The organism is Prevotella sp. HMSC073D09 (assembly GCF_001814145.1).
Lineage (GTDB): Bacteria > Bacteroidota > Bacteroidia > Bacteroidales > Bacteroidaceae > Prevotella > Prevotella conceptionensis.
Window position 1 is genome coordinate 48,159 of sequence record NZ_KV815065.1, and the last position, 24,622, is coordinate 72,780.

The 24,622-nt window shown below is 46.2% G+C and carries 27 protein-coding genes; 18 read left to right on the plus strand and 9 right to left on the minus strand.

Going from position 1 to position 24,622, the window contains the following annotated elements; all coding sequences use genetic code 11:
* Positions 1 to 1,067 precede the first annotated feature (1,067 nt).
* The 7 genes from rfbC to menA are packed head-to-tail and all read left to right on the plus strand — an operon-like array spanning position 1,068 to position 8,334.
* Positions 1,068 to 1,616 (plus strand): dTDP-4-dehydrorhamnose 3,5-epimerase, encoded by a 549-nt coding sequence (gene rfbC / locus HMPREF2955_RS04155; RefSeq protein ID WP_070721292.1) that lies wholly within the window; start codon positions 1,068 to 1,070, stop codon positions 1,614 to 1,616.
* Between the two features lie 41 nt (positions 1,617 to 1,657).
* The gene (locus tag HMPREF2955_RS04160) at positions 1,658 to 2,974 is read left to right on the plus strand and encodes a UDP-glucose dehydrogenase family protein (RefSeq protein WP_070721295.1); all 1,317 of its coding nucleotides are present in this window, start codon (positions 1,658 to 1,660) and stop codon (positions 2,972 to 2,974) included.
* 22 nt (positions 2,975 to 2,996) lie between these two features.
* Positions 2,997 to 3,806 (plus strand): DUF4738 domain-containing protein, encoded by an 810-nt coding sequence (locus HMPREF2955_RS04165; RefSeq protein WP_070721297.1) that lies wholly within the window; start codon positions 2,997 to 2,999, stop codon positions 3,804 to 3,806.
* A 52-nt stretch (positions 3,807 to 3,858) separates the two neighbouring features.
* Positions 3,859 to 5,856, plus strand: a complete 1,998-nt coding sequence (gene ligA / locus HMPREF2955_RS04170) for an NAD-dependent DNA ligase LigA (protein WP_070721365.1) — start codon at positions 3,859 to 3,861, stop codon at positions 5,854 to 5,856.
* Positions 5,856 to 6,551, plus strand: coding sequence for a B3/B4 domain-containing protein (locus tag HMPREF2955_RS04175; protein WP_083317620.1), 696 nt, complete (start codon positions 5,856 to 5,858; stop codon positions 6,549 to 6,551). The genes ligA and HMPREF2955_RS04175 overlap by 1 nt, the downstream gene beginning before the upstream one ends.
* Entirely contained in the window at positions 6,542 to 7,408 is an 867-nt protein-coding gene (coaW, locus tag HMPREF2955_RS04180) for a type II pantothenate kinase (RefSeq protein ID WP_070721299.1), read from the plus strand. The genes HMPREF2955_RS04175 and coaW overlap by 10 nt, the downstream gene beginning before the upstream one ends.
* Positions 7,408 to 8,334: a 1,4-dihydroxy-2-naphthoate octaprenyltransferase gene (menA, locus tag HMPREF2955_RS04185; RefSeq protein WP_070721301.1), complete on the plus strand. Its 927-nt coding sequence runs from the start codon at positions 7,408 to 7,410 to the stop codon at positions 8,332 to 8,334. Before coaW ends, menA begins: the two co-directional genes overlap by 1 nt.
* Positions 8,335 to 8,679: 345 nt before the next feature.
* On the opposite strand, the gene HMPREF2955_RS04190 is transcribed toward menA, so the two are convergent.
* The 5 genes from HMPREF2955_RS04190 to cobU all read right to left on the minus strand — a co-directional run bounded on the left by HMPREF2955_RS04190 (position 8,680) and on the right by cobU (position 13,406).
* Complete coding sequence (locus tag HMPREF2955_RS04190; protein ID WP_070721302.1) at positions 8,680 to 10,236, minus strand: PAS domain-containing protein; 1,557 nt, start codon at positions 10,234 to 10,236, stop codon at positions 8,680 to 8,682.
* Positions 10,237 to 10,426: 190 nt separating this feature from the next.
* Positions 10,427 to 10,957: an alpha-ribazole phosphatase gene (gene cobC / locus HMPREF2955_RS04195; protein WP_070721305.1), complete on the minus strand. Its 531-nt coding sequence runs from the start codon at positions 10,955 to 10,957 to the stop codon at positions 10,427 to 10,429.
* Positions 10,958 to 10,972: 15 nt separating this feature from the next.
* Positions 10,973 to 11,791, minus strand: coding sequence for an adenosylcobinamide-GDP ribazoletransferase (locus tag HMPREF2955_RS04200; RefSeq protein WP_009229680.1), 819 nt, complete (start codon positions 11,789 to 11,791; stop codon positions 10,973 to 10,975).
* Positions 11,766 to 12,812: a nicotinate-nucleotide--dimethylbenzimidazole phosphoribosyltransferase gene (cobT, locus tag HMPREF2955_RS04205; RefSeq protein WP_070721307.1), complete on the minus strand. Its 1,047-nt coding sequence runs from the start codon at positions 12,810 to 12,812 to the stop codon at positions 11,766 to 11,768. The genes HMPREF2955_RS04200 and cobT overlap by 26 nt, the downstream gene beginning before the upstream one ends.
* A 66-nt stretch (positions 12,813 to 12,878) precedes the next feature.
* The gene (gene cobU / locus HMPREF2955_RS04210; protein WP_070721309.1) at positions 12,879 to 13,406 is read right to left on the minus strand and encodes a bifunctional adenosylcobinamide kinase/adenosylcobinamide-phosphate guanylyltransferase; all 528 of its coding nucleotides are present in this window, start codon (positions 13,404 to 13,406) and stop codon (positions 12,879 to 12,881) included.
* 217 nt (positions 13,407 to 13,623) lie between these two features.
* On the opposite strand from cobU, the gene HMPREF2955_RS04215 reads away from it, so the two are divergent.
* Positions 13,624 to 14,775: an OmpA family protein gene (locus HMPREF2955_RS04215; RefSeq protein ID WP_070721312.1), complete on the plus strand. Its 1,152-nt coding sequence runs from the start codon at positions 13,624 to 13,626 to the stop codon at positions 14,773 to 14,775.
* Positions 14,776 to 15,176: 401 nt separating this feature from the next.
* Positions 15,177 to 15,941 carry an acyl-[acyl-carrier-protein] thioesterase gene (locus tag HMPREF2955_RS04220; protein ID WP_083317622.1) on the plus strand — a complete coding sequence of 255 codons (765 nt, stop codon included), beginning with the start codon at positions 15,177 to 15,179 and terminating at the stop codon, positions 15,939 to 15,941.
* A gap of 117 nt (positions 15,942 to 16,058) precedes the next feature.
* On the opposite strand, the gene HMPREF2955_RS04225 is transcribed toward HMPREF2955_RS04220, so the two are convergent.
* A complete protein-coding gene (locus HMPREF2955_RS04225) occupies positions 16,059 to 16,919 on the minus strand; it encodes a FimB/Mfa2 family fimbrial subunit (RefSeq protein ID WP_070721315.1) in 861 nt (286 codons plus the stop codon).
* A gap of 713 nt (positions 16,920 to 17,632) precedes the next feature.
* On the opposite strand from HMPREF2955_RS04225, the gene HMPREF2955_RS16150 reads away from it, so the two are divergent.
* The 9 genes from HMPREF2955_RS16150 to HMPREF2955_RS04270 all read left to right on the plus strand — a co-directional run bounded on the left by HMPREF2955_RS16150 (position 17,633) and on the right by HMPREF2955_RS04270 (position 22,556).
* On the plus strand, positions 17,633 to 18,268 hold the full coding sequence (locus HMPREF2955_RS16150) for a hypothetical protein (protein ID WP_070721317.1): 636 nt from the start codon (positions 17,633 to 17,635) through the stop codon (positions 18,266 to 18,268).
* Between the two features lie 443 nt (positions 18,269 to 18,711).
* Positions 18,712 to 18,927 (plus strand): ABC transporter permease, encoded by a 216-nt coding sequence (locus tag HMPREF2955_RS04235; RefSeq protein ID WP_070721318.1) that lies wholly within the window; start codon positions 18,712 to 18,714, stop codon positions 18,925 to 18,927.
* A gap of 12 nt (positions 18,928 to 18,939) precedes the next feature.
* A complete protein-coding gene (locus HMPREF2955_RS04240; RefSeq protein ID WP_070721321.1) occupies positions 18,940 to 19,161 on the plus strand; it encodes a hypothetical protein in 222 nt (73 codons plus the stop codon).
* A 16-nt stretch (positions 19,162 to 19,177) separates the two neighbouring features.
* Entirely contained in the window at positions 19,178 to 19,768 is a 591-nt protein-coding gene (locus tag HMPREF2955_RS04245) for a hypothetical protein (protein ID WP_070721323.1), read from the plus strand.
* Positions 19,769 to 19,783: 15 nt separating this feature from the next.
* The gene (locus tag HMPREF2955_RS04250; RefSeq protein ID WP_025799955.1) at positions 19,784 to 20,197 is read left to right on the plus strand and encodes a PcfK-like family protein; all 414 of its coding nucleotides are present in this window, start codon (positions 19,784 to 19,786) and stop codon (positions 20,195 to 20,197) included.
* A gap of 20 nt (positions 20,198 to 20,217) precedes the next feature.
* Entirely contained in the window at positions 20,218 to 20,748 is a 531-nt protein-coding gene (locus HMPREF2955_RS04255) for an antirestriction protein ArdA (RefSeq protein WP_070721326.1), read from the plus strand.
* Positions 20,749 to 20,765: 17 nt separating this feature from the next.
* Positions 20,766 to 22,040 (plus strand): PcfJ domain-containing protein, encoded by a 1,275-nt coding sequence (locus HMPREF2955_RS04260; protein WP_070721327.1) that lies wholly within the window; start codon positions 20,766 to 20,768, stop codon positions 22,038 to 22,040.
* A 32-nt stretch (positions 22,041 to 22,072) separates the two neighbouring features.
* Positions 22,073 to 22,327 carry a hypothetical protein gene (locus tag HMPREF2955_RS04265; RefSeq protein ID WP_070721329.1) on the plus strand — a complete coding sequence of 85 codons (255 nt, stop codon included), beginning with the start codon at positions 22,073 to 22,075 and terminating at the stop codon, positions 22,325 to 22,327.
* Positions 22,328 to 22,331: 4 nt separating this feature from the next.
* Entirely contained in the window at positions 22,332 to 22,556 is a 225-nt protein-coding gene (locus HMPREF2955_RS04270) for a hypothetical protein (RefSeq protein ID WP_070721331.1), read from the plus strand.
* A gap of 198 nt (positions 22,557 to 22,754) precedes the next feature.
* Here the strand turns inward: HMPREF2955_RS04270 and HMPREF2955_RS14975 are convergent, their stop codons facing one another.
* The 3 genes from HMPREF2955_RS14975 to HMPREF2955_RS04285 are packed head-to-tail and all read right to left on the minus strand — an operon-like array spanning position 22,755 to position 24,620.
* On the minus strand, positions 22,755 to 23,279 hold the full coding sequence (locus tag HMPREF2955_RS14975; RefSeq protein ID WP_246830064.1) for a glycoside hydrolase family protein: 525 nt from the start codon (positions 23,277 to 23,279) through the stop codon (positions 22,755 to 22,757).
* Positions 23,251 to 23,745 carry a DUF3872 domain-containing protein gene (locus HMPREF2955_RS04280; protein WP_070721335.1) on the minus strand — a complete coding sequence of 165 codons (495 nt, stop codon included), beginning with the start codon at positions 23,743 to 23,745 and terminating at the stop codon, positions 23,251 to 23,253. Before HMPREF2955_RS04280 ends, HMPREF2955_RS14975 begins: the two co-directional genes overlap by 29 nt.
* A 20-nt stretch (positions 23,746 to 23,765) precedes the next feature.
* Positions 23,766 to 24,620 carry a toprim domain-containing protein gene (locus HMPREF2955_RS04285; protein ID WP_070721336.1) on the minus strand — a complete coding sequence of 285 codons (855 nt, stop codon included), beginning with the start codon at positions 24,618 to 24,620 and terminating at the stop codon, positions 23,766 to 23,768.
* Positions 24,621 to 24,622: the final 2 nt, after the last annotated feature.

Consider the following 24,622-nt stretch of genomic DNA (forward strand, 5'->3'; position numbering starts at 1 on the left):
GCTAAACGCAAGGCAAAATGGTGCTAAATGCAGTACAAAATGGTGCTAAATGCGATACAATACGCATAAAAATTCACTGCAAAGAGATGGATAATACCTTTTCGAACCATTAAAAACATGGCAGAAAAGGGCGAAATAGTCGCTAAAAAGTGGTTTTTTAGGGGTTAAAAGCGGGCAATTGGGATTGAAAAATTACGAGATGTCGACCAAACTAAAAAGGCTAAATGGTGCAAAACGCAGGTCTTATTCTTAAAAGAAGACAAAGCGAAAGGCGTGAAAGACTAGAAATAGTAGCAATTTACCTACTTTTTGGCCGATATTTTCGCTAGAACGGAGTTAAATTCTGAGTGCTTTTGTAAAATTAAAGATAATAATTTAAGTTTTGAGTTGCTGATTTTTTGAGTTTGTGACTTGATGAGGTTGTGAGCTGACAAGTTGGTGTTATTTTTGTTTTTTGAGTTGGTGTTTTTTGAGTCGGTGGGTTGAGGGGGGGGGAGGTTATGAGTTGACAAGTTGGTGAATTGATGAGTTGGTGGGCTTTTGAACTGATGAGTTAATACAATCGGGAGTTGTTTGGGTTTTCATGAGTTTACAAGCCAGTAAATTGATTTGTCAGCACTTTGCATGTGAAAAGGGGTGCTTATCTTGTGTTGGCATCACAAAGGTAACGAACTACTCTCAATTTTATAGAAGAGTCAAAGGTCGAGACAGCTACTTAACACACTGTCTTAAAAGAAATCTTATATTATAACTTATTGATTTCCAGTTGTATATATGCGCGTTATTCAATCAGTACTTAACGCCTGCTATTTGCCTAGAAGGCGACTCTCATCTACCAGATAAAGAAAATGCACACAAAAAAAACATCTTGGCAACATGAAGATTAAAAACAAATTGGGTATTGTCCAAGTAAGTGTCGCCACCCATTTTTATGCTTACCTGTTTATGCGTTTGGGCATTCTTTTGGCGGTCAATAGTTAACTTATCGCCAACTAAGGGCTAATTTATCAATTTTCTTTTGTCGTTTCTTTGTTTTGTACTATCTTTGTACATCAAAATAAATCACGATGGAATACATAGCAACAGAACTACAAGGCGTTTTCGTTATCCAACCAAAGGTTTTTAACGATGAGCGCGGTTATTTCTTCGAGTCCTGGAAAAAAGAAGAATTTGAAAAACATGTTGGTAAAGTAGACTTCGTTCAAGACAACGAGTCGAAATCCTCCTTTGGCGTGTTACGTGGCCTTCACTATCAGAAAGGTGAGGCATCGCAAGCCAAATTGGTGCGTGTCATTAAAGGAAGGGTTCTCGATGTAGCCGTAGATCTGCGCAAGAGTTCGCCCACTTTTGGCAAATATGTGGCCGTAGAACTGAGCGACGAGAATAAAAAACAATTGTTTGTACCTCGTGGTTTTGCTCATGGCTTCCTCGTGTTGAGCCCCGAGGCGGTGTTTACATATAAGGTAGATAACGTGTATTGCCCGCAAAGCGAAACCAGCATTAGGTGGAACGACGAAACATTGGGCATTGAATGGCCCATCGAGTACGACAAGATTGTTACCAGTGCGAAAGACCTCAAAGGCAAAAGCCTGGGCGAGGCAGAAGTCTTTGAGTAACAAAGGCGAACAAACTAACTAAAGAGGAGGAAAGTTAACCTATGAATATAGCTATAGTAGGAACAGGATACGTAGGGCTTGTTTCGGGTGCATGCTTTGCAGACACCGGAGCGAGCGTTACTTGTGTAGACGTAGACACCGAGAAAATAGAACGAATAAAGCGCGGCGAGATACCCATCTACGAGCCAGGTCTAGACGAATTGGTGCTTAAAAACGTCAAAGCAGGTCGCCTACGTTTCACTACCTCTTTGGAAAGTGTCCTTAATGAGCAACAAATCGTTTTTTCGGCTGTTGGAACACCACCCGACGAAGACGGCAGTGCCGACCTTAAATATGTGTTGCAGGTGGCACGAACCATTGGCCAACACCTCAACAAATACATGGTGGTGGTAACCAAGAGTACCGTTCCGGTAGGCACGGCAAGGCTTGTACGCCAAACCATACAGGCCGAATTAGACAAGCGGCATGCCGACGTAACGTTCGATGTGGCCAGTAACCCGGAATTCCTTAAAGAGGGAAACGCCATCAAAGACTTCATGAGTCCCGACCGCGTAGTGGTTGGCGTGGAGAGCGAAAAGGCAAAAGAACTGCTCACACGCCTGTACAAGCCTTTCCTCATCAACAATTTCAGGGTTATCTTCATGGACATTCCCAGTGCCGAAATGACCAAATATGCGGCCAACTCCATGTTGGCCACCCGAATATCGTTTATGAACGACATTGCAAACCTATGCGAACGGGTAGGGGCAGACGTGAATATGGTGCGTGCCGGCATAGGAAGTGACACCCGTATTGGCCGAAAATTCCTCTACGCTGGTTGTGGATATGGTGGCAGTTGTTTTCCCAAAGATGTCAAGGCACTTATCAAGACAGCCGACGACATGGGCTATTCGATGGAGGTCCTAAAAGCTGTTGAGCGTGTAAACGATGCCCAGAAACACGTAGTTTTCAACAAGCTGGCCGCCGCTTTTGCCAAAGAAGGTCTTAACGGCAAGACCATCGCCCTATGGGGACTGTCGTTCAAGCCCGAAACCGACGACATGCGCGAGTCTACTGCGTTAGTAACCATCGAATTGCTTAGGCAAGCTGGTTGCCGTATTAAGGTGTACGACCCCGTGGCTATGCCCGAATGCCAAAGGCGAATTGGTACAACGGTGAACTATGCGAGCGACCTATACGATGCCGTTAACAATGCCGATGCATTATTGTTGCTCACCGAATGGAACGAATTTAGGTTGCCCAACTGGGAGATTGTGGGCAAAGTGATGAACCGAAAGCTGCTTATCGACGGCAGAAACATATTTGAGAAGAAAGAATTAGAAAGTTACGGCTTTGACTATCACAGCATAGGCCGGTAGAATTACAGATTGTACACATAAGATGATTTTACGAACAAACAACATCCTTGCCTTGTTATGTGCCGCGACGGCTATCGTGGCCTGTGCTCCTAAAACGCCCAAGAATGAAGGGAAAGTGGAAGAAGACAAGGTAGCCAAACAAATGTTGCAAGGCATTTGGATAAATGCCGACGATGAGAGTGTGGCCTTTAAGGTGAAAGGCGACACCATCTACTACCCCGACTCGACTAGCTCCCCTGCTTATTTTCAGATATTCAGGGACACGCTGGTTATTCATGGAGCAGACGATACTGTGAAATACCCCATCGTAAAGCAGGCCCCCCACCTCTTTATGTTTAACAATTCGAATGGCGAAACGGTGAAACTCACGCTTAGTGAAGATGCACTCGACAAGTTTCAATTCGATAACAACAAGGCGCAAGTGCTAAACCAAAACCAGCTGATAAAAAAAGATACGCTGGTTTCGTACGAGGATATGCGTTATCGATGCTACATCCAGGTTAACCCTACCACTTACAAGGTTATCAAGGCTACTTACAACGATGAGGGCGTAGAAGTGGATAACGTTTACCACGACAACATCGTCAATCTCGCGGTTTACTCTGGCGCAAACCGCCTTTTCTCTCACGATTTCAGGAAAAACGACTTCAACAAGTTCGTTCCCCAAGATTTCTTGATGCAAGCTATCCTTAGCGACCTCACGCTCTATGGCGTAGATAAGTCTGGTGTGCACTTCAACGCCTTGCTGGCCATGCCCGATTCGCCCAGCTACTATGTGGTGGAAGTTAGTGTTTCGCCCACAGGCAAGCTTAAAATGCAGCTTGGCAAATAGTTAATAGTTATACGCCCACATTCTAATGTCCAACCCTAACACAACAGCGCAAATGGAAGAGATTAAACGAATTGAGGAACTGCGCGAACAGCTCCACCACCACAATTACTTGTACTATGTGCAGAACTCGCCTACGTTGTCCGACCAAGAGTTCGACCGCTTAATGCGCGAGTTACAGGACTTGGAGGCCAAGCATCCCGAAGTGTACGACCCCAATTCGCCCACTCAACGCGTGGGTAGCGACCTCAGCACGGGTTTCACACAAGTGAAACACAAGTACGCCATGCTGTCGTTGGCCAACACTTATAATGAACAAGAGGTGGCCAGTTGGTACGCTACCGTCAGCAAAGACCTTGGCGGACAGCCTTTCGAGGTGTGTTGTGAACTGAAATACGACGGGCTTAGCATCTCGTTAACCTACGAGCAGGGGCGTCTTGTTAGGGCCGTTACCCGTGGTGATGGTGAACAAGGAGACGACGTAACGGCTAACGTTCGCACAATTCGTGCCATTCCACTTGTACTTCCCGGCACTGGTTACCCCAACGAATTTGAGATTCGAGGCGAAATATTGATGCCTTGGAAAGTGTTTGAACAGCTGAACGCAGAAAGGGAAAAGGCAGAAGAACCCTTATTTGCCAATCCACGAAACGCAGCTAGCGGCACATTGAAAAGCCTTGACCCAAAACTCGTTGCCAAACGCAAGCTAGACGCATACTTGTACTATCTTCTCGGCGACAATTTGCCATCCGACGGCCATTACGAAAACCTAAAAGCAGCCGAAACATGGGGTTTTAAGGTGAGCCAAGGCATGCATAAGGCCACATCGCTAGAACAAATATACGAATTTATCAACCATTGGGACACCGCACGCCACGATTTGCCCGTTGCCACCGATGGTATCGTACTAAAAGTAAATAGCTTGCGCCAGCAGCAACAGCTAGGCTTTACTGCAAAAAGCCCACGTTGGGCCATCGCTTACAAGTTTAAAGCCGAACGCGTTTGCACTCGCCTGAACGAGGTTACTTTCCAAGTGGGGCGTACAGGTGCCGTAACGCCCGTTGCTAACATGGAACCCGTTTTGCTTGCAGGCACAACGGTGAAACGTGCAACCCTTAACAACGAAGACTTCATTCGTAGTCTAGACCTCCATATCGGCGATAACGTCTTCGTAGAAAAAGGTGGCGAAATCATTCCAAAGATTGTTGGCGTAGACGTTACTCACCGTTCTCCCAATCTCCAACCAGTTCATTTTATCAGTAACTGTCCCGAATGCGGCTCCCCATTGGTGAGATACGCTGGCGAGGCGGCCTATTATTGTCCCAACGACACGGGTTGTCCACCCCAGATAAAAGGACGTATAAAGCACTTCATCGCCCGAAAAGCCATGAATATCGACTCAATCGGTCCTGAAACCGTGGACGATTACTTCCGCAGAGGAATTGTTCGCGACGTGGCCGACCTCTACGAGATACGCACAGAGCAAATAAATGGCGACGGAACACGGCAGAAGTCGGCCCAAAAGATTGTGAAAGGCATTCAAGATTCTGTGTCTACTCCTTTCGAGCGTGTGCTTTTCGCACTCGGAATACGTTTCGTTGGCGAAACAACGGCTAAACTATTGGCCAAGCACTTCAAGTCGATAGATGCGCTGATGGTTGCAACACCCGAGCAACTTGTTGAAGTTGAAGGCGTTGGTACGGTGATTGCAGAAAGCGTTGTGCGCTTTTTCCACGATGAAGTGAACCTCAACATCATCGAACGACTTCGCCAACATGGGCTGCAAATGTCGCTAAGTGCCGACCAACAACAGCCCGCTACCGATAAGTTGGCTGGCAAGAACATCGTTATTAGCGGTGTCTTCGAGCAGCATAGCCGCGACGAATATAAGGAGATGATTGAACGTAACGGCGGAAAGAACGTCAGTTCGATAAGCAGCAAAACGTCTTTCATCCTCGCAGGAGCCAATATGGGGCCATCAAAGATGCAGAAAGCGCAGCAGTTGGGCATTGACATGATAGACGAAAGCACCTTTCTTAAAATGTTGGAATAATGATAACCGTTTCTGTTTTGCCCGAAATAGCTGCGGTCTGTCCCAATTTTGTGGGTGCATGCCTTGTGGCTAAGGTGGCTAATACGCCCTTCGATGCAAACCTATGGGAGAAGATCGAGGCCACACAAGCACAACTTCGGCAGACTCTCACCACCGAATCGCTGAAACAACAGCCCAGCATTGCCGCCACAAGACAGGTGTATAAGGCCTTGGGAAAAGACCCTTCGCGATACCGCCCAGCATCCGAGTCGCTCATCAGACGACTGTTACAGGGCAAAAATCTCTATCAGGCCAACACCCTGGTAGACCTTATAAACTTGGCTAGCATTGTACATGGGTACAGCATAGGCGGTTTCGACGCCTCCAAAATCGCAGGTTCAACGCTGAAATTAGGCGTAGGCAAAGCGGGCGAACCATATGAAGGCATTGGGAGAGGCATGTTAAACATCGAGGGCTTGCCCGTATATCGCGACGAACTGGGTGGCATTGGCACCCCCACAAGCGACAACGAACGCACCAAACTGACCTTAGACACCTGCGAATTGTTGGTGCTCATCAATGGTTACGACGGCAATGAGGCTCGTGTTCGCGAAAACGCCATCTTCATTTCGGACTTGTTGCGCACTCATTGTCAAAGCGATGGCGGACAATTCTTTATCTTCAAACCAGACACTTCAAACAAAACATGGGAATAGTTATCGGCATAGACGTGGGCATCAGCACCACAAAGATTGTAGGGATAAACAAGGATGGCATCGTTATTTCGCCCTTGCGCATCAAGGCCACCGACCCTGTAACTTCGCTTTATGGAGCATTTGGTAAGTATCTGCACGACAATAAGATTTCTTTGGAAGAAGTTGAACACGTGATGTTAACTGGAGTTGGCGCTGCTTATATCAACGAATCCATCTACGGATTGCCCACCAACAAGGCCGATGAGTTCTTAGCCGACGGACTTGGCGCACGCTATGAAACGGAGATCGACCGTATGATTGTGGTAAGTATGGGCACGGGAACGTCGCTTGTTCAATGCGATGGCGACCGCATTGAACACATCGGCGGTATCGGTATCGGCGGTGGAACGTTGCAAGGCTTATCGCGTATGCTGCTCAAAACCGACGATATCAAGCAGGTTTCGGCACTTGCCATGCATGGCGACATCACCAATATCAACCTGCTTATCGGCGATATTAGTGCCCAACCTTTGCCCGGCTTGCCTATGGATGCTACTGCAAGTCTTTTTGGCAACGCCAAGAGCAATGCCTCTCGCGAAGACATCGCCCTCGGACTTATCTGCATGGTGCTGCAATCCATCGGCAGTGGCACCATCCTTTCGTCGCTAAACACTGGCATAAAAGAGTATGTACTCATCGGCAACCTAACCCTTTTGCCACAATGTAAAGACGTGTTCCCTGCCATGGAAAGGCTTTATCATGTACATTTTCGCATTCCTAAGCACAGCGAGTTCTGCACGGCCATTGGCGCAGCCCTTTATTATTATCAAGGAATACTCGAAAAGAAACAGAAGGGGCAACACCACTACGGCAAATAATGAATATAAATAAAACCATAAAAACCAACTCTGCCAAGGCCTGGTTGTTGGCTGCACGGCCTAAAACACTCACTGGTGCCGCTGTTCCCGTATTGCTTGGGGCTATGTCTGCCTATCTAAAAGCCGGCAACGAGATAAGGTTGTTACCCATTGTGTTTTGCTTTCTCTTTGCTTTCGTGATGCAGATAGATGCCAACTTTGTTAACGATTACTTTGATTTTCGCAAAGGAAACGACAACGAAAAGCGCCTTGGACCTAAACGAGCTTGTGCACAAGGCTGGATAACGCCTGCAAAAATGAAGTGTGCCCTGTATCTAACAACCCTTTTGGCTTGCCTCATTGGTCTGCCGCTTATCTTCTTTGGAGGATGGATAACCATCTTGGTAGGATTGGTATGCGTTGTCTTTTGTTTCCTATATACCACCCATCTCTCTTATAAAGGCATGGGCGATGTACTAGTGTTGGTGTTTTTCGGCCTTGTTCCTGTTTATGGCACCTATCTTTTAGCCCTTCCACACTCTGCATTAAGCTTTTCAGCCGAACCTTTCGCCTTAGCTCTTGCCTGCGGTTTTGTGATAGATACCTTATTAATAGTAAACAATTTTCGCGACATCGAAAATGATATTGAGGCAGGTAAACGCACGCTTGCCGTTAGGTTAGGCTTAGAACGTACCTTATGGCTCTATCTCTTTGTTGGTCTTTTTGCCATTTTGCTGTCGGGCTTTGCTTTCATCCTTGCAGGACATTACTTCGCTTTTTCCTTCTCGTTATGCTATATCCCCTTGCACATAAAGACATTTAATACGATGAAGGCTATCCGCAAAGGCAAGGCTTTAAACAAAGTATTAGGCAAAACAGCAGCCAACATCACCGCCTATGGGGTAGCCACGGCCATAGGAATGTTGCTTGATATGGTGCTAAGGTAAAAAAGAACCGTACGTTTCGCCACAACATGAGAAGGATATTCAACAAAGATTTAATGGACTTGCCAAGAACGGGAAGGGAACGCCGGGCTGGTGTTATCATAGAAAACATCAATGAATTGTTGAAGAACAAGACTAACCATACTAATTCTTCTCTAGAAGAAAGGAAGAGAGAAAAGCCAAGATGAATTACGCACTTTTATAGTTAGTGCCTTTCAATTTGATTTTACAGGACAGCAATAATTGGAATTAGATGTATGCAAATAAAAAAGTCCGCCAGCAGAAGTGCATGTTTGCATTCAGCTGGCTGACGGTTGTGTTATCCTGCCTATATACCTAATTGAGATTTTAGCTTATCAGTTTCTTTATCCCTTCGATAAGTTTATCGAGCGGTATTCCAGAGCGTTCGCTCATCATTTGCACGTTAGCTTTACCCATCATGATTTTGCCTAGCGGCGTGTTGAGCATCTTAAACTTGGGATTGAGCTCGGGTAACCGACTTTTGAGGGTGGGATATTGCTTGAGAAGATCTTTCAGACGAGTTTGAGGAGTAATCTCTGTTACAGGTTCTGTCGTCTCTTCGTCCTCGGTTTCTGCATCTTCAACTCGCGTTTCCTGCGTATTGTGGCTTTGTTCGGCGGTTTCAGACGTGTCGCCATTGCTCCATGTAAGCAGCGTTTGCGAGCCTTCTAATGCGCGAATGTGGGTGCAATCTTGCATCATTTCGAGTACGCCACGGAACTTTCCATCCTTATCGCGTATGGCCACATAGATAATATAGATGAACAATCCTGGCTTGTTAATCCAAAATTCGGCCTTATCCTGTTCGCCACTCCTTAGCTTATCTATCACTTCGCGAACAATATGTGCGCTTTTTCGGGGGTGACAGTTCATTACTTCGCGTCCGATGACGTTCTTGCTGCGTGGGAAAATACGGTGGTCGGTGTCTGAATAGAAACAAACCAGTTCGTTTTCGTCCACGAAGGAGATGTCGATGGGCAGGTGTTTGTAAATGAGGTTCACCTGTTCGAGCGTTAGTTTGCCCGTGGTAACATCCAACTTGTCTCCTCCGCCAGCAGCCGAATACCCATATTTTGTGAGCAAGGCTTGCAAATCATTGGCAAAGTTATTTTGTTCGTTCGGTTGGGTTCCTACCTTGTTTTCAGTGGTTTTGTGTTCCACTTCGAAGAAGGCAAAGCCAATTTCCTGGTCGCCACTCTTCATGTCTTCAAACTCTTCTTCGCTGATAAGGGCCATCGATGTGGGATAAAGGATAAACTCCTCTTTCTCCATTAGGTCGCGTGCGTAGAGTAGGACGCGTTCTTGTTGTTTGATGAAGGCGTCTTCTTTGTCTTCGCGCAGCAGGCGTTCTGCCTCACGAATTTCATCACGCACCATGTCGTCGAAGGTCCACATTGTTGTTGTGGGGCGTGTAAATCCCTTGCGTTCAAGCATGGGATAAAGTTGGTTTTGTTTGCGTTTGTAGTGTATGGGGTACTGACTAATCTTATCGTATAGCTCAAGCCATTGGTTCTTAATCATCGGGTATTGCACCAAGTCTTCCACCGCTAAGAGCAATCGCTTCATTTCCTCGTTTTCTTTAAGGTAATGCATGATGGGGTGGTCGGCCGGAAGATTGGGCATCGTGTTGTCTATTTGGTCGCCCAGCATGTTGATTATAGCGTGTACATCTTCGCGAATGCATTCGTCGCTGGTTTCTTCGGTCATTGTCTGCTCTATGTAGGCCACGTGGTAGGCACTAACTTTGCCTACACGTTCTTTAATTTGCTGTCGGGCCTCGTCTGCAGATAGCTGTCCGGACTTGAATGCATTCTCTATTTCGAAAAGCGCTTTAAGCTTTTCTGGGTCCATCGGCGGGAGGTAACCTCTCATTTTATGTTCCATATTTGGTCTTATTTTAATTTCGATTACGTTGCAAATTTAGTTATAAAACGTTGTTTGTTTGGTAACAATTGTTACTTCGCGGGTTTAAAAAAGGTTAAGAGTTTGGGGTGATAGGTTATGATGGTTAGCGGTTATTCGGTTTTATTCTCCTGGTTTTCCATCAGCCTGTTGCGGTGATGGAGTGGGGCATTCAGATAGTTATCCTTAGCAATCCGCCAAAGGGTGTTAAGTGTTCGAAAGCGTTTTCGCGCTTAAATACTCCCGCATATATGCCTGCACAAATCAGCATACCACCATGAGCGAACACCACCACGCGGCGATGGGGTTGAGTTTTCAACTGGTTGAGAAAGTCGGAAACGCGTGAATACACGTCGGGGAAACCCTCTCCATTGGTTGTGCGCACGTTCATATAGTCGGCATACCAACGTTGTAGGTTATCGTCTACTATCTCATCGTAACGTTGCATCTCCCAATCGCCCATGTTCATTTCGCGCAATCGTGGGTCGATTATGGGGTTTTCGTAACCGCAGAAGGCCGCAAGACGTGTGGCTCGACTAAGTGGTGAGCTGTATGCCGCATCGAAAGGGGCGTGTGCTGACAAGGCGTTACGGGTGAGGGTGGCCTCTTGTTCGAAGGTTTCTGACAGCGCAACATCGGTGCAACCATAGCATGTGCCCTTGGCAACAGCCACGCTGGTGTGTCTTACAAAGATGATTTCCATATCTAAAAAAAGATTTTAAAGGGTAAAGTTAGCGGTGAGTAACACTACGGCCGTTAGGTGAAATGCCAACTCGCACAGCAAAAACACGGCTCCACAGCAATCGCCCGTATAGCCTTTGATGCGGCGCAGCATCAGCATGTATAGGAAAAACATGGTGAGACAGGGTGCAGCTACAAGGAAATTCCAATCTAAAAGTCGGCTGCCCCAATGAGCATCGAAATAAAGAAGGCCAATGAATGGCGTAAGACCTTGCACCATGAGCGAGACCCCTGCCGTGAGATTGAACCTGCGATAAATGTTATGAGCCTTGGCTTGCTCTTCGGTTCGGGCGTAAGGAAGTATCTGGGTGATTTGTCCTGCCACCATTTTACAGAACGGATCGGCCGTGAATGCAACGAGTGCGGCGTATAATGGGCCGAGTGAAAGCATACATTCGAAGAACAACGCGAAGTAAACGATGAGCGAAAGAACGCCGAACGTGCCGATATGCGAGTCTTTCATGATGGCGAGAATACGGCTGCGGTCTTTTCCTCCCCCGCCGAAACCATCGAAGAAGTCGGCTAATCCGTCTTCGTGCAGTGCGCCCGTAACCAACAATCGCGCAGCAATGGCCGCTAAAATGGCAATGGAGAAGGGCAAAACCTTTGAGCCAAACCAAATGATGGCACCCATTAGCGCGCCTGTTAACCACCCTGCGAGAGGCCAGAACTCAACAACCGACTCGTAAGCGTCTTTCGGTGGCTGATGAATACGCCAGAAAGGAAGTCGGGTAAAGAAGATGAAGGCCGCCCAAGGACGGTCGTACCATCTAGAAGTATTTGTCGATATTCGCATCTTTGAAGTTGTTCATTTCGTTTATCATTCGTACGGAGCTTTCGATTATGGGGTAAGCGCACAACGCCCCTGTACCTTCGCCCAGGCGCATGCCTAGTTGTAGGATGGGTTGTGCTTGCATCAAGGACAGCAATTGGCGATGTCCGCTCTCGTCGCCACAGTGTCCGAAGACGGCATAATCAAGTACGGCAGGGTTTAGTTTGCTTGCGGCTAGCATGCTGGCAGACATAATGAAACCATCAACTAGCACTATCATGCGCTGTTCGGCAGCGCGGAGCATCGCCCCGATGGCGGCCACCATCTCGAATCCGCCAAAGTATTGGATGATGGTTGCAGGGTCGTTGTGGGGCAATGGTTGGCGTTTGAAGTGGTTTACGGCCTGTTCGAGTACGGCTAGCTTGTGCTTTTCGCCCTCAGTATTTAGCCCTGAACCACTACCAACGCAACTGCTAAGCGGTAAGTTGCCCCAAAGACTCATCCAAACACTTGATGGCGAGGTGTTGCCAATGCCCATTTCGCCCAGACAAAGCACGTTGCAGCCCTTGGCTTTGCAACTTTCTGCTAGCTCGCTGCCAGTGTTTAGGGCTTGTTGCATTTGCTGCTGGCTCATGGCTGGTTCGTGAAGAAAGTTGCGCGTGCCGTTAGCTATCTTGCGGTTGAGTATTGTTGGATGGGCCGACAGATCGTGGTCTACCCCCATATCCACAAGTGTTAGTTCGAAACCATGTTGCTTGCAGAAGAGGTTCACCCCACCTCCACCATGCGTAAAGTTTATCATTTGTTGCCAAGTTACTGCTCTTGGCGATACGCTTACGCCTTCTTGCTCTATGCCGTGGTCGGCGGCGAAGAGCAGATGGCAAGGATGCAACAGGGTGGGCGATAGCGTGTGCTGTATGCGGCATATTCTATAAGCAAGGGTTTCGAGCATCCCCAGCGAACCTTTGGGTTTGTTGAGATTGTCTATTTTCTGCCAAACGAGAGAGTCGTCGAGCGTTAAGGGGGGTATGTTGAAGTGAATCATTGCATAAAAATGAAAGCGTTGAATGGACGAAGGTTTGGAAAAACGCTGCGTTGGGTGACAAAGTGACTATTTTATCTTCACCGCAATGCCGCTAACCATCAGGTAAACCTCGTCGGCCTTAGCTGCTACATATTGGTTCATCCATCCTTGTAGGTCGGTAAAGCGGCGTTGTAGGGCGTTGTTGCTTACTCCGCCACTTCCTATCTCGTTGGTAACGAAGATAAAAGTGGCCTCTTGTGCTGTAAGCTTGTCGAACTCGGCCTTCAGCTCTTCAAGTGTTCGGTCTACATCGGGCAGTGTTGACGTGTCGTTGCTTGCGTCGTAGAAGAAGTTGGTGCACCAAAGGGTGATGCAATCTACCACCACCACCTTATTATATAATAGGTGTTTGCTTAGCATTTTCTCCTCTTCGATGTTGGTCCAGCATGGTCCGCGCCGTTCTTGATGTCGCGCAATACGCTGCTTAAACTCGTCGTCCCAAACGTGGGCCGTGGCCATATACACAGGGGTTGACGAGAGATTGAGTGCCATGCGTTCGGCAGCAAGGCTTTTCCCTGAGCGTTGGCCGCCTGTAATTAAGATTACTTTCTTCATGATGCGAAGTTACAAAAAAGACGAAAGAGTACATTGAAAAGTGTATATTATTTCGCTTTTAAAGTCATTTTATGTCCCATTCCCATCTTATTTTGGACTATTTAGAGGATAAAATGGTTATTTTTTGATAATTTATTTGGTGCTTACAGCTTTTTTCTTTTCCTTTGCAAGCGTTTAGATTGAGATAACTTAATAAGTCAAATTTAATTATTCAGGAATGAAAAAGTTGTTTACACTTTTCGCAGCCGCTTCTTTGGCAGCTACTGTTTCCGCGCAAACAGTAACCGAAAGCAAGACTTTCGACAATTTCTACATCGGTGTTAATGGTGGTGTTTCTACTGTTACAACTGGTCATAGCTGGTTGAAAAACCTCAACCCTAACGCTGGCCTGCGCATTGGCCGTTACTTTACCCCTGTATTTGGTGTGGCTGTTGAAGGCAACGCTTACTTCTCTAACAAGCCAGGAACGTCGTATGGCACGTTCGTTCGCTTCATCAACAGCTCTGCTTTGGCAACAATCAACTTCAGTAACTGGGTTGGTGGCTACAAAGGCGAGCCCCGTACGTTCGAGGTTATCGGTTTGTATGGTCTTGGCTGGTTGCACACTTTCAACAACCAAGATTGGAAAAACGTAAACGCTCTTACTTCTAAGGCTGCTATCGACTTTGCTCTGAACTTTGGTTCTAGCAAGCAATTCCAATTCTATGTTGAGCCCGCTATCATATATAGACTTAATGGTGAAGGCAAGGAAGGTTTAGAATACAACATCAACAAGTCTTTCGTTCAACTCAACGGAGGTTTGGTTTATCGCTTTGGAAACTCAAACGGTTCGCACAACTTCACGGTTGCACAAGTTCGCGACCAAGCTGAAATTGATGGTTTGAACGCTCAAATCAACAGCCTTCGCGGCGACCTGAGCAACAAAGACAGTCGTTTGGCTGAAAAGGATCGTCAGATTTCTGACCTCCAAAAGGCTTTGGACGATTGCAACAACCAACCCAAGACCATCGTTAAGAACGTGAAATCGGAAACGGTTACCAACCTACAACCCACCGTTCTCTTCCGTCAAGGTAAGGCTGTTATCGACCCTGCACAGTACGCTCCGCTAGAACTTATCGCTTCGTACATGAGAAATCACCCAGAAGCTAAGGTTGAAATTCGCGGTTATGCTTCTCCCGAAGGTAGCGCAGAACTGAACCAAAAGCTTTCTAACGCTCGTGCACAAGCCGTTAAGGACGCACTTGTTAAGAGGTACAAGATTGCTGCTAGCCGCCTTACCACTAAGGGTATGGGTGTAACAGACACGCTGTTCGAAGAAGTTTCGTTCAACCGTGTTGCTACTTTCAATGATAGCAGCAAGGGCGAATAATTTTCGTAGCTAAGTTATAAAAATGGTCCCGACATTCTTTTGAGTGTCGGGGCTTTCTTTTTTATGGGCGTACGTATTTTTTTATTTAAATTCTCCTACCCGTCCAACAAGTCTTTTTAACCGATAGGTCTAACCTACCTAGCCTCTCTCTTTTACTTACCCCAGTTTTTCTCCGTCCGCTTTTCGCACAATTAAATTCCTATAAATGTGTAAAGGCCTTATTTATTGTCAACAAACTTGGGGGGTAACATATTTTCTAATTAACTTTGTAGCCGTTAAATGGGGCAGATGGTTTGTTAGTAGCACTCGCCAGCCCTTTCATAGCGCATCACAACTCCTAGATGTTATATATGGAGAAGTTTGATGCTATTTATTATAAGTTAAAACCACTGCATAGTATGATGTTAGATAAGATAGGGAAGTACGAATTCTTAATAGAACCATTCCATTGCGACTTCACGCACCACCTTTTTGTGGGGCATTTAGGTAATCATGTGCTTAATGCAGCCGACTTTCACTCAAATGACAGGGGCTTTGGCATGACCTATCTAAACACTATCCACAAGACATGGGTGCTATCGAGGCTGGCACTTGAACTAGAAGAACTGCCAAAGGAATACTCGCGCATGTGCGTAGAAACATGGGTTGACGGCGTAATGCGTTTCTTTACCAACCGAAACTTTCAGATGACTGATGCAGAAACAGGTGCTGTTTATGGCTTTGGCCGTAGTGTTTGGGCCATGATAGACACGCAAACGCGACAGCCCGCCGACATTTTGGCCATCAACGAAGGCAGTATCGTGAATTATGTTGATAAAGAAAAGCCATGTCCTATTGCTGCATCTTCGCGCGTTAAGTTGAGCGGACAGGCGATTTTAGAGGGTTCTGTAGAAACTCATTACAGCGATGTAGACATCAATGGGCATATCAATAGCGTGAAGTATCTTGAACATCTTTTCAACTTAAAGCCAGAAACCTGGCATCGCGCCTATCGCGTAGGGCGAATAGATGTGGCATACGTGGCGGAAAGTCACTTTGGCGATGTCCTGCATTATTATAAGGAGGAGATAGCAGAGGGCGAAGAACTTTACCAGATTGTGAAGTGTACGCGAACGGGCGATACGGCTGAGGTTTGTCGCGTAGCAGTGAAATGGGTAGAGAGATAAGCAAGTCCACATACAGCTACCTATCTTGTAATGGGCGGTGTGTATTACGCTGCTCAGTATAAGGTGAGTAGTTTTATGCTTGCCTGATTCATGATGATTTTCAGTACAGGCTTAGCCTCACTCTTCCACAATGCACCCTTCTTTCGATAAGGCATCGACAAAATCTTTGGGTAGGTTGCATTTATAGCATGTCTTCATGCCAAGTTTCACTTGTACCTCTTCATAATTCTCCTCATATAGCGTGTTGCCGTTCTTGTCATTAAAACTCACTTTTATCTTCAAGCCCTCGCTGTCGGTGCGTGGAAAGGTGTAGATGGCAAATGTTGGTGGAGTGGTTCTCATCATTTCAGTAACTTCGCGCGTTTCTGTTTGTCGTGAATTTACGCACCCTTCAAGGCTTTTGGCATCTAGCGTGCTGCTTCCGCCCGTGTATCTGAACTCCACTTGTGCAACGTTTTGTGGCAACGCGCTGGTAACTGATAGCTGAAACATGGCTGTTACGCGTTTCATGGTCAGTGTGAGGGTTGATTTACCCGATACGGTTATCTCTCCACAATATACATAGGTGTCGGTAATTTTGTTCTTGTAAAAGGTTATTCGTTGCGCATTGGTGATTGTTGCGTGTCCCATTCCTGCATGAGCCACAGCCACAACGCTATATGTACCATCGTCTAGTCGCAAGGATGGTTTCATAAACAAGTCGTTGTCTGCCGACAGATGTAGGCTCTTCACACGCTTACCACCCTTAAACACACTCACGCTTAACTGAGTTAGGGCCTTATCTTTTGTGGCGTATGCAGGTCTAGCTTCACCTATTTCGGCGTAGGGCTCAGCAGTTGGGGCTTCGAAAATAAGCGTTATGCCATCTGTCTCCGCCTCTTTTTCATGCTCGTTTTCAACCACTGGTTTCTCGCACGCTACAAGAAACAAAGCCAAAACGTAAGTAAATACATATGCCAATCGTTTGTTGTTTGTCATGATATGTAGGTTTTAGTACCTACAAAAGTAGTAAAAAAAATGATGAATACCATGTATCATTATGAATTGTTTCGCTAGACAATCACATTTCCCATACTATCATTCAGTTTGTTATGTAATTTCGTCGTTTTCTCGCACGGACATCAAACAATGCTAGTTTGAGATAAGCGGTTGTTTTCCTTGCGTAAGAGAAAGTAGACTAATAGTGGCGGTCGTTAGCGTACGTTCTTTCCGTACCGTTCCCCACACGCGTTTATACGGCACAACCATTCTTTTGTACAATTTTCCGTAATAATTTTAACATTATGAGTGCCTTTTTATCCACCAATCGCTCACCTTGCCGCAAAAAATCGATTCTCGCGAAGGTTTGTTTTGTGCAAAAAGGGGTTAGCATGTGAATGCGACAAAATGAATTTTTATTTAAGAACACCGTCATTTGCACCAACTTCTCGGCGTTTTGCCGCTAAAAACAGTACGTTTTGATGCTAAATGCAGTGCATTTTGGGGCTAAACGCAGTGCATTTTGGGGCTAAACGCAAGGTGAAATGCTGCTAAATGCGAGATGAAAAGCATAAAAATACATCGCAATTGTATAAACAAAACCTTTCTGATCCATTAAAAACTTGGCGTAAAAGGGCAAAATGACCATTGAAAAGTGGCATTTTAATGAAGAAAAGTGCCGATTCTTTATAACTCTTTGATTATAAGTACTTATGAAATTGAAAAAAGGAAAAGGGTTACGATTTGGTTACTACTCAAATTCCCCGGACTTCCTGGATTTGCTATCGTTTCAAACAACTCTTGTTATTGATGCAAAGATAAATAAAATGTGCTGCCCGACCAAAGAAAACGCTTGTTTTTTTCTTGTCGGACAGACTTTTCTATTGTCATTTCGATGGTTTAATTGTCTTGCTGAAATCCTCATCATCTTCGGCAGAAACAAGTTATGCCCTCTCTTCGTAAACTTCGCTATCGGGCATAACACATTCCTGCCTTTCATGACCGACGAAAAGAGGCAGGGAGCTGTCTGTCGAAAGGAATTTCGACAAATCTGCTTCCTGCCACATTTCTGTGTATCGGCCATACTTCCAAGGTATGGATTTCAGCAAGACAATTTTTCAGATTTTTCTTTTTCGATGTTTTTCCTTTTCTTGGAAGCGGTTGTAAAAGCCGCATTGTTTGTCGTCGAAGAAGTCGGAGCTATTCAGGTGGTGATAAATCCCTCACCCTACTATCTCCGACACCTCCTACTTATCGGACAAAGCCGTAGGAAAAGTACACGCCTGCCCATCGCTGCAAGCCCGAAAGGCAGACTTCGCACCTTTCCTTTTCCGTCTTTTTCTTCTTAGGTGGCTTTTATACGCCCACTTCATTACGCTTTTTACTATCTGATTGTATGACATGCAATCAGATTTTTACTTTTTCATCCGAATCTGTCTCTTTTCCGTTTACCTCCATTTCGATGCAGTCTTCACCGTATCGCATCCGTTGGTCGTCCCCGTTCAGGCGCAAAGGTAATTCCGGGATGTTACGCTGCTGCAAGGTCGGTGCCTTTGGTTTTGGAGAAAATCTCCACGCCTACGCTCCACTGCGTTTTGCTCCGGGTAGTATTTTCCCTCAAAAACCTTGCATTCGCTCATCCCTACCTTTGTGAGGCACCTGAAACGAAAACGACCGATGCGACAGGAAGACGCATTAAAAAAAATGTCGGATAAACGAGAGACAGATAAGCAGTGAAACTCAACTCCCTCAAGCTCTTGGATCCGCATTAAACATTAAAACCCTTAGCAAAATGGAAAAGTCAATCAACATTCACCGAGCCTTGCGCACAACCCTCCGCCTGCTGCTCACAAGCATTCTAAGCATCGTCTTTTGGGCGGTCGGTATGATAGTTGGTTTGCTTGCGGAAGTCATCGCAGGTGTGCTCCGCATCTTTTGGGCAATAGTCCTCTACGTGCTCACCCTTGTAAGTCTTTTCGCCCTTATTCTTTGGATATTCACCCTATAAACATAAATCAAGATGAAAACAAGACACAGCAAGACACCCAGCCAGCAATGCCGATACTACGAAGTGGACAATATCTTCGAGTATATGTATGAAACCTACATCAACGGCAATCATTCGCAACTGAAAACATTGTACAAGGAGTTACGCAGAGAAGCAAGAAAAGAATTTATCGCATTCTGCTTTGAAATAGTTAGTCCCCAACACAGAATGCAAATTATGCAAGCTATCGTTTAATTAAAATCATACGACAATGAGAATAGAAACAAAAACATACGAGGTGTATCAGTTCCACGAACTGACAAAGGAAGCACAAGTTAAGGCACACCGCCATTGGGTAGAACATTTCGACTATACTTGGAGCGAAGAGAACCAAAACACCTTGCAAGCCTTTGAGCGGGTTTTCAAAATCAAAGTAGAAAAATGGTCATACGACAGCTGCACCTACAACTATCGTTTTACCTCTCATTACAGCGAGGAAGAAGACAATTTGCAAGGAATAAGGCTTCTCAAATACCTTGTCAATAACCATTGGAACGATTTGTATATCCCCAAGACCTATTGGGGCAAAAACTACAAGAAGAAACGCAAGAGCCGTGTATTCGTCACCAATGATTGCGTACTGACGGGCTACTACATAGACTTTGATATTTTGAAGCCCATATACGACTTTTTGAAATCTCCCGACAACACCACGCTGTGCGAACTTATAGACAAGTGCTTGGATGGCTTTTTCAAAACTTGCAGGGACGATATGGAATACCAACTCAGTGAGGAAGCCTTTGCAGAGAGTTGCGAAGCCAACAACTACGAATTTCTATCCAATGGAACATTATTCAATTAAAAACAGCATACGACAATGAAAGCAACCGACCATTTCAAACGAACCATTCAAGCCTATTTGGACAATAGGGCAGCCGAAGACGAACTCTTTGCAGTAAGCTACCGCAAGGAGGGCAAGAACATCGACGACTGCATCACCTATATTCTCAACTACGTGAAGAACAGCGGCTGTGCAGGTTTTTCAGACGGGGAGATATATTCGCAGGCAGTACATTATTTTGACGAGGATAATATTGACATCGGCAAGCCCCTTAATTGTCACATAGCCGTAAACCACGTGGTACAGCTCACAGACGAGGAAAAGGCGGAAGCACGCAGGCAAGCCATCGAGCAATACCAACGCGAACAGCTTGCCAAGATGCGCAGCCACAGCGAGCGAACCAAGAAAACAGAAAATAAGGTCGTACAACCTTCACTATTTGATTTTTAACCCTTAGACAATATCGCAATATGGAAGCAATGGACTTGAACGAAGCACGGATTTACGTAGGCACTTATGCCAAGTACAACAACGGCACTTTGCAGGGCGAGTGGGTAAGCCTTTCGGATTTTTATGATTTGGACGGCTTTCTGGAGTATTGTGCCGAGATACACGAAGACGAGGAAGAACCCGAATATATGTTCCAAGATTGGGAGAACATTCCCGATAGTCTGATAGACGAGAGCAATTTGGAAGAAAATTTCTTTGAACTTCGAGACGAGTTGGACAGACTGAACGACACGGAGAAAGAAGCCTTTTGGACATGGGCGGAGGGCAATAACATCAAACTCACACAAGACGCTTACGACCTTGTGAAGTCTTTCCAATCCACCTATATCGGCAGTTATGCAAGCAAGGAGGAATTTGCGGAAGAACTTGTGAGAATGGAAAACGACTTGTCCGATTTTGCATTGAGCTACTTCGATTTTTCAAAATATGCCGACGACCTTTTCGACACGGACTATTGGTATAAGAACGGCTATGTATTTCGTAACGAATAAAGCAAGGAGGAAAGAGTATGAAACCGAGAAACAGATTTGAAAAGGCAGTGCTTGCTGAAAGCAAGCATTTGCGTCCCATTACCAAGACACAAAGCAAGTGGGCATTCCGTGAGTGCATCGGCCACTTTGCCTACCGATTGCCCAAAGGTCATACTACGTGTATGGACTGCGGGCATAGTTGGATAATGGAAAAACCTGCCCAAACTTGCACCTGCCCCCATTGTGGGGCAAGGTTGCAGGTTGAAGAAACCTACGGGCGCAAGTTGAAACAAAAGCAATACTTCACAGTTCTTACTACCTGTGGAGCATACCAAGTGTTGCGTATGTTCCTGATAGTAGTGGGCATGGAGAAAGGTTGTGAGGCGAAATATGAGACAATCGAAATCGGTCAGTATTGGTGGGACGAACAAGGGCGAAAGGTCGTGATAGCCGTTCAACGTACATTGGGGCATTATGTGGACACGTTCTCTTTCTATTCGCCAATGGCAGTGCGAAACGACAACGAAGCTTATCGTTACGTGGCTTGTGCGCCCATATACCCCAAGTTCAAGGTAACGGACACACTCCGCAGGAACGGCTTTAAGGATGATTTTCACCAAATCGCACCTATTGCCCTTATCCCGGCACTACTCACCGACAGCCGTGTGGAAACCCTCATCAAGGCAGGACGCATAGACCATTTGCGCTATTTTCTCAACAACGCAAGGGCATTTGAAGCCTATTGGCAGTCCTATAAGATTGCAGTTCGCAACGGGTATGAGATAAAAGACATTTCCTTGTGGTGTGATTATGTGGATATGCTCCGCAGGTTGGGCAAGGACGTTCACAGTCCGAAGTACCTTTGCGCCAAAGACCTTAAGGTCGAGCACGACCGCATAGAAGCCCAAATACGCAGGAAAAGAGAAAAAGAAGAAATCGAGAGAAAATGGCAAAAGGCAATCGAAGATGAAAAGTGTTTCCGAGAACTCAAATCCAAATTCTTCGGTATCCATTTCACGGACGGCACAATCCAAGTCCACGTTTTGGAGAGCGTGCGTGAGTATCTGGAAGAAGGAGTATCAATGCACCATTGCGTGTTCTCCAACGAATATTATCTTAAAGAGGACTCACTAATCCTATCGGCTACGATTGATGGCAAACGGATAGAGACGATAGAGGTCTCATTAAAGACCTTAAAAGTGGTGCAAAGTCGTGGCGTGTGCAACAAGAACACGGAGTACCACGAGCAGATAGTAAATCTTGTGAATGCCAACAGCAGACTTATACGCCAAAGAATGAAGGCAACGGCATAAAGAAAAATATAAACCACCAAATTATCACAGCAATGAAAGTAGAAATAGAGAGCATCGTATGCAACTGGGCAGACGAGATACCTTACATACTCGTAAGGGTTATCAATGCGATAACCCTATTTGCCAATAAAGAGGAGTTAAGGACAGCCATTAAACAGATAGCCGAAGAAACGGAACTCGACAAGTTCTTTGTCTATGGATATGGTAAACATCATTTTTGGCTCACCCATCGCAGGCTATCGAATGGCGAACCAATGGAACACAGATTATTAAAGGTAGAATTTTAGGGTTATGAAGAAGAAAAAGATATACAGAGTAAAAACGCAATATATTTTCAAGGGCGTATTTGAAGCTCTTGCCGATAGCAAAGAGAATGCACGGCAGAAAGTCCTGCAAGATTGCAGGCTGGTGATGGGAGGAAGCATTCACAGCACCTTGCCCGATGAAGAGATAAACTGGGCATTCTCTACCCACCCCAAAGTAAAGACCACGCGAGTAACCATTCAAAAGGAGTAAACAACAGCGTACTTAACGGACGGCATATCCGCCGCCCGCTCCTTTCTTTCATGAGCAAAGAAAAGGCGAAAAAGAAAGGAGCAAAGAAACCATAAGTCTTCATTCTGCGAATGGCAGAAAGCAACACGAAGAAAAATAGCACACAAAAACTCCCTCTATCGGTATTTTATACTGTTGGAGGGAGTTTTATTGGAGTATTTAGAATTTTACGCATGGGATATAAAACAGGACGAACTCTACGCGCCGCCGTTTGAGCAGACCGGGCAGCACCCTGCCTTTATAGCGGCAGAAAGAGAGGTATTCGGGCAAGATGTTTCTGTCGCCCCGTTCGAGTTTCCGTATCAGCCGGCTTTTGGGACGATTTCTGCCACCGAGCAGTGTGCCCGTGCCTACATTGTAGGAGAGTACGGTCAGGAGCAGAGCATCCTTGCCGAAGCGGCGAAAGAGGGCGTAGCGGCTGAGCAGGTCGGCACGCAGGAGCGAGTCCGCCTGCCGTTCGGTCATATTTGCCGTAAACCGCTCTCCTTTCAGCAGGCGGTGACCGTAACCGACATACGGATACCGACCGCGTCCATGCCAGCCCTCGAAGTATTTTACGCAGCGCACGGCACGTTCGAAGCGTGAAAGCGGTTGACGTGGCTGTGCAGGCAAGGAAAGAGCAGTGAGTACAAGCAGACACAAGCAAAATATCCGCCTAACGCCTGCCGCCAAAATGCCTTTCATCCTCTTTTGACGAAGTGCCCTGCCCGCCACTCTCGTCCTTTTTCGTGTCGTTGTTGAAACTAAGTTCCAACTCCTGTGCCTGCCCGTCGGAACTCTCCACCGTTACCGTGAGCTTCTGTGCATCGGTGGTGGCTGAGGTATAATAGAGACGGAACACCTCGCGTTTAAGCGGATAACGGTCGTTAGGCTTGAATACCGTGCCGTCATCCATGCGCAGCACGCCTGCACCATCATATTGGAAATACCTGATACTGTAGCGCGTGTCGGCAAATCGCCCCTGCCGTACGAGCGTGCAGCGTATCTCCACGGTCTGTCCTTTTGCCACTCTGCCCGGTATGGGCATCGTCTCTAACTTGAACGGGTATGCCGTCTGAATATACAGCTCATTATCACAAGCAGATAGACAAAACACGGCGAGGGCAAGCACTCCCATTACCCAAATCATATTAAAAATTTTCTTTCTCATTTGTTCGTTATTTTTTATCGTTATACATTCATTCCTGCCCGCCAAGAGAGCAGGTACTCATTCAAATCCTTATGGTCGGCATACAGAGAGGAACAGTCAACGACTTTATCCCCGAAGTTTACTCTCAACCTATCAAAAGTCCTTCGCCCTGCCTCGTCGTTGTCGAGATAGCATTCAATCCTCTGATAGTCGCCAAGCACTTGCAAAGCTTTCTCCACGTTGGAAACGGAATTAAGCACAAGCCAATCCGAAGCGATGATGCCGAGTTGCATAGCCGAGAGGTAATCCATGAAACCCTCGAATACGGCACACACGTCTGCACCGCTACGTTTCAGTGAAATATCCTTGGGTGGTATGCACCCCTTGAAGAAGTGGTTACGCAGTTCCATCCCTCCGCTCCTGTTGCGGAAACCGACAGCATAATATCGTTTGCCATGTACACGGTACCTCACCTCCTCGCAGTTGGGGATGGCAACATGAGCATCGATGCCCCGTTCTTCCAAATAGCCCAGCAATTTGCTGTCCTGCAAGGAACGCACCCAAATATCTTCAAAAGCAGGCTCTCTTTCTTTGTTCCTTGGCAATTGCGTCATAACAGGACGCGGACAAGCTCCGTTCCTTGCGATGAATGCCGCCCTTAAAAGAAAATCCTCGCTCCCGATGAATGCTCCTGCCAAGTCGAAGATATCGCCACCTTTACCCGTTCCAAAGTCGAACCATACATTCTTGACAGTGTCGACCTTGAAGGAGGGCGTCCGCTCCGTGCGGTACGGAGCGGAATACCACAAGACCTGTCCTCGCTGTTTTGCCGGACGAACCCCCATCGCGTTCAGGAAGTCCGCAATGGGGATTTCTCTCATTCGTCGTGCGTCCATCG